Here is a 12,646-nt window from a genome sequence, read left to right on the forward strand (position 1 = left end):
GGCTGTCATCCACCCGACAGGCGCCCCCCTCCCCCCTCAGGCCTTCAGCCCTTGAGCACGGCCAGGGGCGTGAGACGGACGCGGGGCGTCACGAGGTCCGCCTCGTCCTCCAGCACCTCGGAGAGGTCCCGGTAGGCGGCGGGCGCCTCCTCCACCAGGGCCTGCGTCCGGCCCGGGTCGAACACCACGCGGCGCAGGGCGTGGACCAGCGCGTCCGGGCGGATGCGGGCGCGGGCCTCCGTGCGGCTGAGCACGCGGCCGGCGCCGTGCGAGCAGGAGCGGAAGGCGCGGGGCTCCGCGCGTCCCTCGACGACGTAGGAGGCCGTGCCCATGGAGCCGGGGATGAGCCCCCGGGCTCCCGCGTCCAGCCCCACCGCGCCCTTGCGGTGGACCCAGAGCACGCGGCCGAAGTGCGTTTCGGCGGCGACGTGGTTGTGGTGCACGTCCACGGCGCTGTCCGCGTCCGGCGCCACGCCGAGCACGTCCGCCATCACGGCCAGGGCCCGGGCACCGAGCATGTCCCGGTTGGCGCGGGCGAAGCGGCACGCCAGGTCCACGTCATGGAGGCAGGCCCGGCCCGCTTCGGTGTCCGTGCGCAGCGCGGGCGGCGTGCCCTGGCCGAGCACCTGGGCCACGCGTTGATGGTGTTCCCCCACGGCGCCCCCCACGCCCCGGGACCCGGAGTGGATGAGCAGCCAGAGGTCCCCGGCCCCGTCGCGGTCCAGTTCCAGGAAGTGATTGCCCCCACCGAGCGTGCCCAGGTGACGCGGCGCCAGCCGTTCCCAGGCATGCGCGAGCTTCTGGGTGGACAGCGGTGGGGCTTCGAGCCCCGGTGGCAGGGCCAGGCCCCGTCCCCGGTGCACCGCGTCCCCCACCGGGATGACCCGGGCGAGCTGGGACAGGAGCCGCTCCAGGTCCGCGCGCGACAGCGAGGCGGCGGGGAAGGCGAAGCGGTGCGCGCTCACGCCGCAGCCCAGGTCGTTGCCCAGCGCGCCGGGCACGACGTGCGCTTCCGTGGCGAAGACGGTGCCCACCGCCACGCCCGACGCGAGGTGCACGTCCGGCATCACCGCGACGTGCTCCGTGACGTAGGGCTGCGCGGCGAGTTGCTGGAGCTGCTTCAGCGCGCCCGGGGGAACCGTGCGGGCCCAGGCGAGCAGGGGCACCGCGCCCGGTGGGACTTCGAGGATGCGGGGCATCATGCGTCACCCCCTTCCGCGTCTTCGGGTTCCGTGCGCGGGGCGGTGCCCACGAGGACGAAGCGCAGGTGCGGGGTGCGCTTGAGGTTCAGGTGCTGCGCCAGCTGCGAGCGCAGGTAACCCTCCGCTCGGGAGAGGCCCTCCTTCACATCGGCGGGGTCCGCGTCGTGCGGCAGCGTGTAGCCGATGCTCGCGATGCGGCCTTCGGGGGACAGCTCGAACGACGTCAGCGCGACGCCTTCGAGCCTGGGGTCGGACAGCTCGCCACGGAAGAGCAGCGAGAGCTCTTCGGAGAGGGTGGATTGGACGCGCAGGTGACGCGCGGACGGCGCTTCGGAATGGAACAGCGAGGAACCCGAGCGCCGGGAGGACGCGCGGGGACGGCGATGCCTGGAAGAGGACATGAACGAAGACGGATTCCTGCGGGCCGTGCCAGAGCACGGCCGGGTGTGCACGCGAGTGACTCCGCGCGGACACGCCGTCTGGACCTCACGGCGAAGGCGTCCTCCGCTGCCGCGACGGCGCTCGCAGGGGCGCCGCCTTCGGACAGGAGCTGGACGCAGCCGGTGACGCTAGACGCGCGACCGCACGGAGCGAACCGAGACCACCCTGGCGACACGTCCCATGGCACACCTCCCGCCGCGCACCCGCCGCGCGGACCGTCCACCGGACGCGGGGGAACACACGCATCCGTCCACCCCCTGACGCAGGGGCCTTCCGGGGCCTGACAGGCGGGGCTGTCCTCTGGTGACCAGCCGCTCCATCCACCATCCGACGCGCGGCGCCAGTCGGATTGGCGGAACGGCCTTCCCCGGGCAAGCAGGGGGCGGGAGGCTTCATGGCCGAGACTTTCGACGTGGTGGTGATTGGGGCGGGGCCCGCGGGCGAGAACGCGGGCGCGCGCGCGGCGGCGGGGGGATTGAAGGTCGCGCTGGTGGAGCACGAGCTCCTGGGCGGCGAGTGTTCCTACTGGGCCTGCATGCCCAGCAAGGCGCTGCTGCACCCCGGAGAGACGCTGTGGCTCGCGAAGCACACGCCCGGCGTGCGCGAGCTCATCCAGGGCCCGCTCAAGGCGGACGCCGTGCTCAAGCACCGCGACCAGATGGTGTCCAGCTACGACGACAAGGGACAGGTGAAGTGGGCCGAGGGCGCGAAGCTCACCGTGGTGCGCGGCAAGGGCCGGCTCACGGGCCCGCGCCAGGTGGCCGTGACGGGCAAGGACGGGAAGGTGCGCGAGTTCGAGGCGAAGAGGGCCGTCGTCGTCGCCACCGGCAGCAAGCCGCGCCTGCCGGACATCGCGGGCCTCAAGGACTCCAGGCCCTGGGACAACCGCGAGGGCACCGGCGCGAAGGCGGTGCCGGGCCGGCTGGTGGTGCTGGGCGGCGGCGTGGAGGCGGTGGAGCTGGCGCAGGCGTGGCGCGAGCTGGGCTCGGAGGTGACGCTGGTGCAGCGCGGGCCTCGCGTGCTCACGCGCTTCGAGCCCTTCGTGGGCGAGCAGGTGGCGGAGGCGCTGCGCGACTCGGGCGTGCGCGTGCTCCTGGAGACGCAGGCCACCAAGGTGCAGCGCTCCGGCGCCCAGGGCGAATACACCATCACGCTGACCGGCGGGGACACGCTGCGCGCGGACGCGCTGCTGGTGGCCATGGGCCGCACCGCGCGCACGGACGACCTGGGCCTGGACACGGTGGGGCTCAAACCCGGTGCATCCATCGAAGTGGATGATCAGCTCCGCGCGAAGGGCGTGGACGGCGGCTGGCTGTATGCATGCGGTGATGCGAACGGCCGCAACCTGCTCACGCACATGGGCAAGTACCAGGCACGGCTCTTGGGCGACGTCATCCTGGGCAAGCCCGTGAAGGCGTGGGCGGACGCGAAGGCCACGCCGCAGGTCATCTTCACGCACCCGCAGGTGGGCAGCGTGGGGTTCACCGAGGACAAGGCGCGCAAGGCGGGCGTGCCGGTGAAGACGGTGCAGTACGAGCTGGGCAACGTGGCCGGCGCGTCCGTCCTGGGCCAGGGGCTCAAGGGCACCGCCAAGCTGGTGGTGGACGAGCAGCGCCGGATCATCGTGGGCGCCACGTTCACGGGCCCCGGCGTGGGGGAGATGATCCACGCGGCCACCATCGCCGTCGCGGGAGAGGTGACGCTGGACACGCTCTGGCACGCGGTGCCGTCGTACCCCACCGTGAGCGAGGTGTGGCTGCGGCTGCTGGAAGCCTACGGCCTGTGATTGCGGCGGGGCGCCCCCGCGTGGAATGGTGCGCGCCCCACCGTGTCCCCCTTTCGTGAATGAGCACCGCTGAGCCCGCCCGCCGCCACGCATCCCTGAAGGTGGAGTGGGCGCTGTTGCTGGTGCTCGCCGTGGCGGCCGTGGCGGTGGGGCAGCATCCCCGGCGCGGCGCGGACTTCCGCGTCTACCTCACCGCCGCCGAACGCTTCCGCGAGGGCACGGACCTCTACCGCGCCGAGGACGGCACCATGCCGTTCAAGTACGCGCCCGTCACCGCGCCGCTGTTCCTGCCCTTCACCGCCGTGCCCCCGCGCGCGGCCGTGGCGCTGTGGAACCTGGGCTCCGTGCTCGCGCTCGCCGCCGTGTCCGTGCTCACGCGCCGCGCGGTGCCTGCCTCCGGTGAGGCGACGCCGTGGCGGTGGGCGCCGGTGCTCGCCACCGCCGTGCTGCTGCCCGCGTTCTCCTTCGAGATCTTCTACGGCCAGGTGGACGCCGTGCTGCTGTGGCTGCTGGTGCTCGCGGCCGTGGGCGCGGAGCGGGGCCGCGTGTGGGGCCCGGGCGCGGCCTTCGCTGTCGCGTGCCTGCTCAAGCCCCCGGCCGCGCTGTTGGGGTTGTTCTTCCTGGCGCGCAGGCACTGGCGCGTGGTGGGAACCACGGCCCTCTTCGGCGTCCTGCTGGTCCTGCCCACGTTGGGCCGCTACGGCTGGACGGGCACGCTGTCACAGCTGCGTGACTGGACGGAGATCCTGGCGCGCACCACGCCGCCGTGGGCGCTGGGTCACAACCCGCAGGGCCTGCCCACCCTGCTGCTGTCGCTGGTGCTGCCTCCGGAGTCGCTGCCTCCCCCTGGTGCGATGACCTGGGCACAGGTCGTAGCGCTGGGGCTGTTCGTCGTGGCGCTGGTGTGGGCGCGGCCCGGGCCGGTGGAGCTGCTCGCGTTCTGCTGCCTGGGCGTGACGTTGTTGTCACCGTTGGCGTGGCGCGCGAACTACCTGCTCGCGTGGCCGGTGATCCGCGCGGCGCTGGAGGGACGCTCGCGCTTGGGGCAGGCGTGCGTGGCCGGCGTGGCGCTCATCGGCATGGCCGTTTCGGACGCGGTGCTGGGCGCGGAGCTGGCCCGGCGCGTGCTGCTCTTCCGGCCGTTCGCGGTGGCGTACTCCGCGCTGCTGATCGCGCTGTTGTGGCAGACGCGGCGTCACGGAACGCCAACGGCGGTTCTTTCCGACAAGGCCGTGACGCACCTGCCGCGCAACTTTTTGAACGCTCGCGGTTCGTGACCCAATCGGGACACGGCCGGGGGCAAAGTGTCACGGAGCCTGAACCTTCGTGACACACGGCGTCGCTATATGCGTCCCCGTCATGTTCGAAACGTTCGACAGCGCCTCCAGCGCCCCCGCCGCCCGGCGGTTCGCGCTCTCCACGACCGCGTCGGTCGCCGTCTTCGGACTCATCGCCGTGGCGGCGATGACCGCGGCCAACACCGTGAAGGAAGTCATCAAGGACAAGAAGGTGGACGTCGTCTTCCGTCCCCCTCCGCCGCGCGCCGCGCCGCCTGTCGCCAAGGCCGCGCCTCCGCCCGCGGTGCCCACCGTCGCGCCCGCGCCGCTGAAGGCCCCGGACGCGGTGCCGCTCGAGAAGCCGCCCGAGGCCGAGAAGGAGGTCGTCGCCGCGGCGCCCATGGCCGTCGGTGGCACGGGCACGCTCGTCCCTGGCGGTGTGGTGGGTGGCACCGGCAGCGGTGAGGGCATGGCCATCGGGGGCGGCCGCGCGCAGCCCATCAACCTTCCGGAGACGGGCACGCCGCCGGAGCCGCTGTCCGCGAACCTCATCCCCGAGTACCCCTCCGACGCCCGCTCCAAGGGGCTGGAGGGGTTGGTCATCCTCAAGGGCGTCGTCGAGGCCGACGGCCGCGTCACCAGCCTCAAGGTGATGCGCGGCGATGAGCCCTTCGCCAGCGCCGCGCTGGCCGCCGTGCGCACGTGGCGCTTCAAGCCCGCCGTCGTCTCCGGTCAGCCCACCGCCGTCTTCCGCATCTTCAAGGTCCCCTTCCGCCTCAAGTCCTGACGCCTTCCTCCCCCTTCGGAGAGCCATCGCCATGAACTTCAATCTCAAGGAAATCTACGCGCACATGGGCGTCTTCGCCCTGGGCATCGCCTGGACGCTGATCGCCTTCGCGGTCGCGTCGCTGGCGGTGTTCTTCGAGCGCCTGTTCGTCTACTTCCGCTCGCGCGCCGCGTCCCGTCAGTTCGCGGGCCGCGCCGGTCCGCTGCTCGCGCAGCAGCAGCACGACGCGCTGGTGAAGGAGGCGGACGGCAACAAGAGCAGCCACCTGGCGATGATGCTGGGCGGTGGCATGAAGACGTTCCTCGCGAAGTCCCGTGCGCCCGCCGGCAAGCTGGGCGCGGTGGAGCTCACGCGGCGCGACCTGGTGCGCATCAACGAGCGCATCACCGCGGACGTGCGCCGGGGCATGTCGGTGCTGGCCACGGTGGGTTCGGTGGCGCCGTTCGTCGGTCTGCTCGGCACGGTGGTGGGCATCATCGAGGCCTTCGCCGGCATCGCGAAGGAGGGCTCCGGTGGCCTGGGCGCGGTGTCCGCCGGTATCGCCGAGGCGCTCGTCGTCACCGCGCTGGGCCTGCTGGTCGCGATTCCCGCGGTGCTGATGTTCAACTTCCTGTCCACCCGCGCGGACGCGCTGCTGCTGTCCCTGGAGCAGGCCCGCAGCGAGTTCATGGACCACCTGGAGGACATGGCGGGCGACAAGCGCGCAGTGGCGGCCCACGCGGCCTCGCACTCGAGTGGTTCGGACGTCGTCTCCACGCGGACCGAGGCGGGCGATGTCGGCCACGCGTAGGAGCCTCACGCCGGAGATGAACGTGACGCCGCTGGTGGACGTGGTGCTCGTCCTCCTGATCATCTTCATGGTCGTCACGCCGCAGCTGGAGGCCGGCGCCGCGGTGGAGCTGCCCGCGGCGATGAACCCGGACCCGGAGAACAAGAACCTGGAGCCCACCACGGTGAGCCTGGCGTCCAACGGGTCGTTCTACCTGGACCGCAAGCAGCTGACCCGCGACGCGCTGGTGGTGGAGCTGAAGGCGCTGCACCAGGCGAAGCCGGACGCGCCCGTGGTGCTCAAGGCGGACCGGGGTGTGGCGTACGTGCAGGTGCGCGGCGTGTTCAAGGCGATGCAGGACATTGGATTCCCGGGCATCAGCTTGCAGGTCATCGACCGGAAGAAGCAGTAAGGGGAGGCACGCGCCATGGCTTTCGACGTCGGTGGCAACAAGGGCGGCGGCGTCCGCCCCACGATGAACGTGACGCCCCTGGTGGACGTGGTGCTGGTCCTCCTGATCATCTTCATGGTCGTCACGCCGCTGATGACCAAGAACCTGTGGATGAACGTGCCGGCCAAGCCGGACAAGACGGAGGCCACGCCGCCTCCGCCGCCGGACGCGAAGCCACCCGTGGTGCTCACGGTGGACAAGGCCGGCACGTTGCGCATCAACCACGAGGAGGTGCCTCGTGACCAGGTGGTGACCCGCCTGCAACGGATGCTCAACGCGCGCGCGGACAAGATCGTCTTCTTCGACGCGAGCGACGCGGTGCCGTACGGCAGTGCCATGGAAGTGCTGGACCTGGCGCGGGGCGGGAACATCACCGTCGCCGTGCTGCCGGACCGGCTCGCGGATTGAGCCGGACCTCGCGTGTCCCGCGCGCGGTGCAAGCCGCGCGCGGTTCGTGACGCCGAGTTTTCCCGTCCCCGCCTGAGACGTCACAAACCCTTCATCCCAATGCCACGGGCGTCGCGTTGAGTGCGCGTCGCTGTCGGCAAGGAGAGCCGTGTTGTCTCGTTCAACCTTCGTGCGCGCCCTCGTGGCGTCACTCGTGCTCATCACCCTGCCTGCCTTCGCGCAGGCGCCCGGCGCGGAGTCCACCGCGCCCGCCGCGCCTTCGCCCTCCGCCTCCCCCGGCCAGCAGCCCGCCGGAGAGCTTCCGCTCCCGCCGGGTACGCCGGTGGAGTCCGCGCCGTCGCAGCCGGACGGTGCGCTGCCCACCAGCCCCGCGCCCTCCCTGGGCACCCAGCCCGGCAGCGCCGCGAATCCGCAGCCCGGCAACACCGCGCCGTCGCAGGCCGAGCAGCCTTCGAACGCCGCTCCCGCGCAGGCCGCGCAGCCCGTGGATCCTTCCGCTCCGGCCGCCGTGCAGTCCGACGGTGCCACGCCTTCGGAGGCCACGGCTTCCGACGAGGCCGCCATGGGCGATGAAGCCGTCGCCGAGTCCGCCGCGCCGCCTCCGGGCTTCACCGGCATCTACGGCCGGCTGACGGACGAGGCCAACGGTGAAGGCCTCATCGAGGCCACCGTGAAGGTCGTGACGGGCGCCGACAAGCAGGCCCTCACCGACCTGGACGGCAACTACCGGCTGGCGCTGCCGCCGGGCAAGTACGACCTGCGCGCCTTCTACGACGTGTACCAGGGCCGCCGCATCACGGGCGTCGTCGTCACGAAGGGCAAGGCCACGAAGCTGGACGTCGCGCTCAGCGCGGACGTGGGCGCGGTGCAGGAGGTCGTCGTCGAGGCCCGCTCCGACCGCCGCGCGGAGGGCGCCCTCCTCCAGGACCGCAAGAAGGCCGCCGCCGTCTCCGACGCCATCAGCGCGCAGGAGATTGCCCGCACGCCGGACTCCAGCGCCGGTGACGCGGTGAAGCGCGTGGTCAGCGCCACCGTGGTGGACGGCCGCTACGTGCTGCTGCGCGGCCTGGGTGGCCGCTACGCCACCACGCTCCTCAACGGCGCGCTGCTGCCCAGCCCGGAGCCGGACGAGCCCAGCGTGCCGCTGGACCTGTTCCCCACGAGCCTGCTCGCCAACCTCAACGTGGTGAAGAGCTACACGCCGGACCTGCCGGGCACCTTCGGCGGCGGCACGCTCCTCATCGAGACCAACACCTACCCGTCCCAGTTCGAGTTCAAGCCGCGCCTCACCCTGGGCGGCGACACCGTCACCACCTTCCGCGAGCGCAACTCGCAGGCGCAGGGCGGCTTCGGTGAGACGCTGGGCTTCGCCTCCTCCGACCGCGCCCTGCCGGACGCGCTCCCCCGCGACCACCGCCTGGGCGCGGGCGGCGAGTCCGCGCAGCAGCTGGAGAGCCAGTGGGAGAGCTTCACCAACGTCTGGGAGAAGCGCACCACGCGCGCCGCCCCCAACCTGGGCCTGGGCGCGTCCCTGGGTGACACGCTGCGCTTCGGCAACCAGCGCCTGGGCTACCTGGCCACCGTCAACTACGGCCACCGCGACGGCGTGCAGACGGGCGACTTCGCCCGCGCGGCCCGCGACGAGTCCGGCAGCCTCATCTCCCAGGACGTCGCGCGCACCACGCAGGGCTTCTCCACCGCGAACCTCAGCGGCCTGGCCAGCCTGGGCTACCAGTTCGACCGCGACAACGAGCTGACCCTCTTCAGCCTCTACACGCGCGGCACCGACACGCGCACGTACTCCGCCAACGGCAACAACAACGTGCGCGGCGACACCTACGCCAGCACCCGGCTCCAGTTCATCACCCGCGCGCTGTCCTTCACGCAGCTGCGCGGCTTCCACCGCCTGGGCCTCCTGGGCGATTCGGAAGTGGACTGGCAGGCCAACATCTCCCGCGTGGACCGCGACGAGCCGGACACGCGCGACACGCTCTACAGCGGCGCCCTCAACAACCCGGACGCGCAGCTGTCCTTCCCCAACCAGCCCAACAGCGGCGAGCGCTTCTTCGCGGAGCTGGGCGAGACGTCCACCGGCGGCAGCCTCAACCTCACCCTGCCCTTCACCTCCGACTTCCGGCTGAAGCTGGGCGGTCTCACGCAGGTGTCCTTCCGCGACTTCAACGCGCGCCGCTTCCGCTACCTGCTCACGGAAGAGCCGGTGGACCGCACCCAGTCCCCCGAGCAGCTCTTCTCCCCGGACAACGTGGGCACCTCCATCACGGTGCGTGAGACGACGCGCGCGGATGACGCCTACAACGCCTTCCTGGGCATCTACGCCGGCTACGTGTCCGCGGACTACAAGCCCGTGGAGCCGCTGCGCCTGGTGGGCGGCGTGCGCCTGGAGGCGTCTTCCCAGCAGCTCACGCTCAAGGATCCCTTCACCGGTGTAGAGGCCGACAGCGGCGGCACGGACCAGAACTACCTGGACGTGCTGCCGTCGCTCAACGCCACCTACGCGCTGTCGCCAGAGGTGAACCTGCGCGCGGGCTACAGCTACACGCTGGCGCGGCCCACCTTCCGCGAGCTGGCGCCCTTCATCTTCTTCGACTTCGTGCGCCGCCGGAACGTGTCCGGCAACCCCGACCTGCTGGAGACGCGCATCCACAACGTGGACCTCCGCGCCGAGTGGTTCGTGGGAGAGAACGACGTCCTGGCCGCGAGCGCCTTCTACAAGCGCTTCCAGAACCCCATCGAGCGCGTCATCCGCAACCCGGACTCGGGCGACCTGGGCTTCGAGAACGCCGCTGGCGCGGACAGCTACGGCGTGGAGCTGGAGGCGCGCACGTCGCTGGCGCGCTTCAGCCCCTCGCTGCGTCCGGTGCGCTTGGGCGCGAACCTCACGCTCATCCAGTCGCAGGTGGACCTGGGTGACTCCGCGCTGGGCGCGCAGACGAACAAGGACCGTCCGCTCCAGGGCCAGTCCCCGTACGTCATCAACGTGAACGTGGGCTACGAGCGGCCGGAGAGCGGCACGGAAGTGGCCGTGCTCTACAACGTGTACGGCCAGCGCATCAGCGAGGTCGGCGTGCAGGGCCTGCCGGACGTGTACGAGCGGCCCTTCCACCGCGTGGACCTCACCCTCACCCAGAAGCTGGGCGCGACGCAGCTGAAGCTGACCGCCGCGAACCTCCTCAACGCGTCCGTCACCCTCCGCCAGGGGGACGTGACGGTGCAGACGTACAAGCCCGGCGTGGCGTTCACCGCGGCGCTCGGCTGGGCCCTGTAGCTCCTCCCATTTCCCCTCTGAAAGGACGCACCGACATGAAAAGCCTCTTTGCCTCCGTCCTCACCCTCTCCGGCCTCGCCCTGCTGTCCGGCTGCGGCGACGACGACAAGCCCGGCAACACCCCGGACGGTGGGGATCCGCAGGCCACCGAGCAGGACGTGTCCGGCAGCATCACCGGCGACACGACGTGGAAGGCGGGCACGACGTACACGCTGAAGAACTACGTGTTCGTGGAGAGCGGCACGCTGACCATCGAGCCGGGCGTCACCATCCTGGGCGACCAGGGCAGCGCGCTGGTCATCACCCGCGAGGCGAAGCTCAACGCGGTGGGCACGGCGGAGAAGCCCATCGTCTTCACCAGCTCGCAGGCGGCGGGCACGCGCGCGGCGGGTGACTGGGGCGGCGTGGTGCTGCTGGGCAAGGCGCGCATCAACGTGGCCGGCGGCGAGAACACCATCGAGGGCTTCTTCGCCACCAGCGGTGACACGCGCACGAAGTACGGCGGCACGGACGACGCGCACGACTGCGGCAAGCTGAAGTACGCGCGCATCGAGTTCGCGGGCTACGAGCTGGCCGAGGACAACGAGCTCAACGGCCTGACGACGGGCGCGTGCGGCAGCGCGACGGACATCGACTTCGTGCAGGTGCACAAGGGCGCCGACGACGGCGTGGAGATGTTCGGCGGCACGGCGGGCCTGAAGCACATCGTCATCAGCCAGCCGGACGACGACGGCCTGGACTACGACCTGGGCTGGCGCGGCAAGGTGCAGTTCCTGGTGGTGCAGCAGAACGCCACCGTGGGCAACCGCGGCATCGAGGCCTCCGGCAACAAGAACGACAACGCCGCGCAGCCGCACACGGTGCCGGAGATCTGGAACGCGACGTTCATCGGCTCCGGTCGCGCAGCGGGCACGACTCCGGCGCAGGAGGGCTTGGTGTTCAACACGGGCGCGGGCGGCCTCCTGCGCAACGTCATTGTGGCGAGCTTCGCGGACAAGGCCATCGACGTGGACGGCACGGCCTCCGCGGCGCTGTGGAACGCGGCCACCCCGGAGCTCTCCGTGCAGAACACGTTCTTCTGGTCCAACAAGGGTGACACGGTGTCCATCCCGAACGCGCCGAACCCGAAGAAGGACGCGTCGGGCGCGGTGACGGATCCGGACGTGAGCAAGTTCGTGGAGGCGGAGAAGGTGCTGGCCACGGGCCTGAACAACAAGGTCGTGGACGCGCAGCTGACGGCGGCGCTGAACCTGGACGCCCCGAACTTCGCTCCGGCGGCGGGCTCGCCGGCGCTCAACCCGGACAACGCGGCCACGCCGGGCGCGGGCTTCGACACCAGCGCGCGCTTCGTCGGCGCGGTGGGCAGCAGCAACTGGCTGAACGGCTGGACTGCGTTCCCGAAGAACTAGCCCTTCGGTGAACATGGACCGCGTGCTCCCGGAACGCCGTACGGGGGCACGCGGTCTTCTTCTTGCGGACTACGACTGGAGGTTAGCGGGTGCGTCGTCTTCATCGGCGGTGAGGGGGACCGGGCGGGCGCCTTCGTGGAAGAGCGTGCCTCCGGCCACCGGGCGCAGCTTGGGGGGACGGCCGCGGCGGCGCGGGGCGTTGTCGTCGTTGCCCGGCGCGGCGCCCACCGGCTCCGCCACCTGTGAGGGCCCGCCCGCCTTGCGCGTCGGACGCGGCAGGTGGATGGCCTCCAGCTTCGCACCCAGGTCCGCGTCGTCCTCCGCGAACACCTTCGCGTACGCCAGCGCGCGCTGCCCCTTCTGCAAGAGCGACTCCTGGCTCTCGTTCAGCGCCTGCCTCGCCGCGTCCAGCGCCGCCTGCGCCCGGGCCACCGCCTCCGCCTTCTGGCGCACCTGCACCGCGGCCTCGCCCAGCACCTCCGTGTCCACGTCCGGGAACTTCACGTCCGCCAGGTCCGTGGCGAACAGCTCGAGCAGTGCGCGCAGCGCGGGGGAGATGGAATCGTTCTCGGGGGAATCGAACATGGACAGGCCTCCTCACAAGGCGTCGTTGAACGGCGCCTATCTGCCCAGATGTTCAGTGTCCTTTCAAGGGGGTCTTGTCGCGGGCCGGAAAGTCGGCCCCGCATGCATCGTCAAGGCCGGCGCTGATCAATCCACCCGCACCAGCCCCACGTCCCGCACCCCCACCGACGGATCCACGTCCACCGCCAGGAAGTGCCGGCCCACCCCGTCGAAGCGCTCCGGAATCGCCCCGCCTCCTCCGGAGA

Annotated in this window: 11 protein-coding genes and 1 pseudogene; 8 read left to right on the forward strand and 4 right to left on the reverse strand. The window is 71.4% G+C overall.

All coding sequences use genetic code 11. The features are described from left to right. Positions 1 to 44: 44 nt before the first annotated feature. Complete coding sequence (locus D7X32_RS39005; protein ID WP_120607598.1) at positions 45 to 1,202, reverse strand: RtcB family protein; 1,158 nt, start codon at positions 1,200 to 1,202, stop codon at positions 45 to 47. Further along, positions 1,199 to 1,603, reverse strand: coding sequence for a ribosome-binding factor A (locus D7X32_RS39010; RefSeq protein WP_120607599.1), 405 nt, complete (start codon positions 1,601 to 1,603; stop codon positions 1,199 to 1,201). The genes D7X32_RS39005 and D7X32_RS39010 overlap by 4 nt, the downstream gene beginning before the upstream one ends. Positions 1,604 to 2,037: 434 nt before the next feature. On the opposite strand from D7X32_RS39010, the gene D7X32_RS39015 reads away from it, so the two are divergent. From D7X32_RS39015 to D7X32_RS39050, 8 genes are all read left to right on the forward strand, one after another. Beyond that, positions 2,038 to 3,429 carry a dihydrolipoyl dehydrogenase family protein gene (locus D7X32_RS39015; RefSeq protein ID WP_120607600.1) on the forward strand — a complete coding sequence of 464 codons (1,392 nt, stop codon included), beginning with the start codon at positions 2,038 to 2,040 and terminating at the stop codon, positions 3,427 to 3,429. A 59-nt stretch (positions 3,430 to 3,488) separates the two neighbouring features. Then, positions 3,489 to 4,706 (forward strand): glycosyltransferase family 87 protein, encoded by a 1,218-nt coding sequence (locus D7X32_RS39020; RefSeq protein WP_244239431.1) that lies wholly within the window; start codon positions 3,489 to 3,491, stop codon positions 4,704 to 4,706. A gap of 82 nt (positions 4,707 to 4,788) precedes the next feature. Beyond that, positions 4,789 to 5,493: an energy transducer TonB gene (locus D7X32_RS39025; RefSeq protein ID WP_120607601.1), complete on the forward strand. Its 705-nt coding sequence runs from the start codon at positions 4,789 to 4,791 to the stop codon at positions 5,491 to 5,493. Positions 5,494 to 5,524: 31 nt separating this feature from the next. Continuing rightward, on the forward strand, positions 5,525 to 6,283 hold the full coding sequence (locus tag D7X32_RS39030) for a MotA/TolQ/ExbB proton channel family protein (protein ID WP_120607602.1): 759 nt from the start codon (positions 5,525 to 5,527) through the stop codon (positions 6,281 to 6,283). After that, entirely contained in the window at positions 6,267 to 6,674 is a 408-nt protein-coding gene (locus D7X32_RS39035) for an ExbD/TolR family protein (RefSeq protein ID WP_120607603.1), read from the forward strand. The genes D7X32_RS39030 and D7X32_RS39035 overlap by 17 nt, the downstream gene beginning before the upstream one ends. Before the next feature lie 15 nt (positions 6,675 to 6,689). Further along, the gene (locus D7X32_RS39040) at positions 6,690 to 7,121 is read left to right on the forward strand and encodes an ExbD/TolR family protein (RefSeq protein WP_120607604.1); all 432 of its coding nucleotides are present in this window, start codon (positions 6,690 to 6,692) and stop codon (positions 7,119 to 7,121) included. 148 nt (positions 7,122 to 7,269) lie between these two features. Then, a complete protein-coding gene (locus D7X32_RS39045; RefSeq protein ID WP_120607605.1) occupies positions 7,270 to 10,407 on the forward strand; it encodes a TonB-dependent receptor in 3,138 nt (1,045 codons plus the stop codon). Positions 10,408 to 10,442: 35 nt separating this feature from the next. Further along, on the forward strand, positions 10,443 to 11,816 hold the full coding sequence (locus D7X32_RS39050; protein WP_120607606.1) for a beta-helix domain-containing protein: 1,374 nt from the start codon (positions 10,443 to 10,445) through the stop codon (positions 11,814 to 11,816). Between the two features lie 69 nt (positions 11,817 to 11,885). Here D7X32_RS39050 and D7X32_RS39055 read toward each other — a convergent pair whose 3' ends face one another. Together D7X32_RS39055 and D7X32_RS47230 are read right to left on the reverse strand one after the other, a co-directional pair. Further along, complete coding sequence (locus tag D7X32_RS39055) at positions 11,886 to 12,401, reverse strand: hypothetical protein (protein WP_120607607.1); 516 nt, start codon at positions 12,399 to 12,401, stop codon at positions 11,886 to 11,888. Between the two features lie 126 nt (positions 12,402 to 12,527). After that, positions 12,528 to 12,646: pseudogene (locus D7X32_RS47230) on the reverse strand (metallophosphoesterase family protein); the annotation flags it as partial.

Source organism: Corallococcus carmarthensis (assembly GCF_003611695.1).
Taxonomy (GTDB): domain Bacteria; phylum Myxococcota; class Myxococcia; order Myxococcales; family Myxococcaceae; genus Corallococcus; species Corallococcus carmarthensis.

What these genes read in the sequence shown, in the direction of transcription:
- D7X32_RS39015 (WP_120607600.1), top strand. Translation starts at nt 2,038, where the DNA reads ATGGCCGAGACTTTCGACGTGGTGGTGATTGGGGCGGGGCCCGCGGGC.
- D7X32_RS39040 (WP_120607604.1), top strand. Translation starts at nt 6,690, where the DNA reads ATGGCTTTCGACGTCGGTGGCAACAAGGGCGGCGGCGTCCGCCCCACG.
- D7X32_RS39055 (WP_120607607.1), bottom strand. Translation starts at nt 12,401, where the DNA reads ATGTTCGATTCCCCCGAGAACGATTCCATCTCCCCCGCGCTGCGCGCA.
- D7X32_RS39025 (WP_120607601.1), top strand. Translation starts at nt 4,789, where the DNA reads ATGTTCGAAACGTTCGACAGCGCCTCCAGCGCCCCCGCCGCCCGGCGG.
- D7X32_RS39035 (WP_120607603.1), top strand. Translation starts at nt 6,267, where the DNA reads ATGTCGGCCACGCGTAGGAGCCTCACGCCGGAGATGAACGTGACGCCG.
- D7X32_RS39005 (WP_120607598.1), bottom strand. Translation starts at nt 1,202, where the DNA reads ATGATGCCCCGCATCCTCGAAGTCCCACCGGGCGCGGTGCCCCTGCTC.
- D7X32_RS39050 (WP_120607606.1), top strand. Translation starts at nt 10,443, where the DNA reads ATGAAAAGCCTCTTTGCCTCCGTCCTCACCCTCTCCGGCCTCGCCCTG.
- D7X32_RS39010 (WP_120607599.1), bottom strand. Translation starts at nt 1,603, where the DNA reads ATGTCCTCTTCCAGGCATCGCCGTCCCCGCGCGTCCTCCCGGCGCTCG.
- D7X32_RS39020 (WP_244239431.1), top strand. Translation starts at nt 3,489, where the DNA reads ATGAGCACCGCTGAGCCCGCCCGCCGCCACGCATCCCTGAAGGTGGAG.
- D7X32_RS39030 (WP_120607602.1), top strand. Translation starts at nt 5,525, where the DNA reads ATGAACTTCAATCTCAAGGAAATCTACGCGCACATGGGCGTCTTCGCC.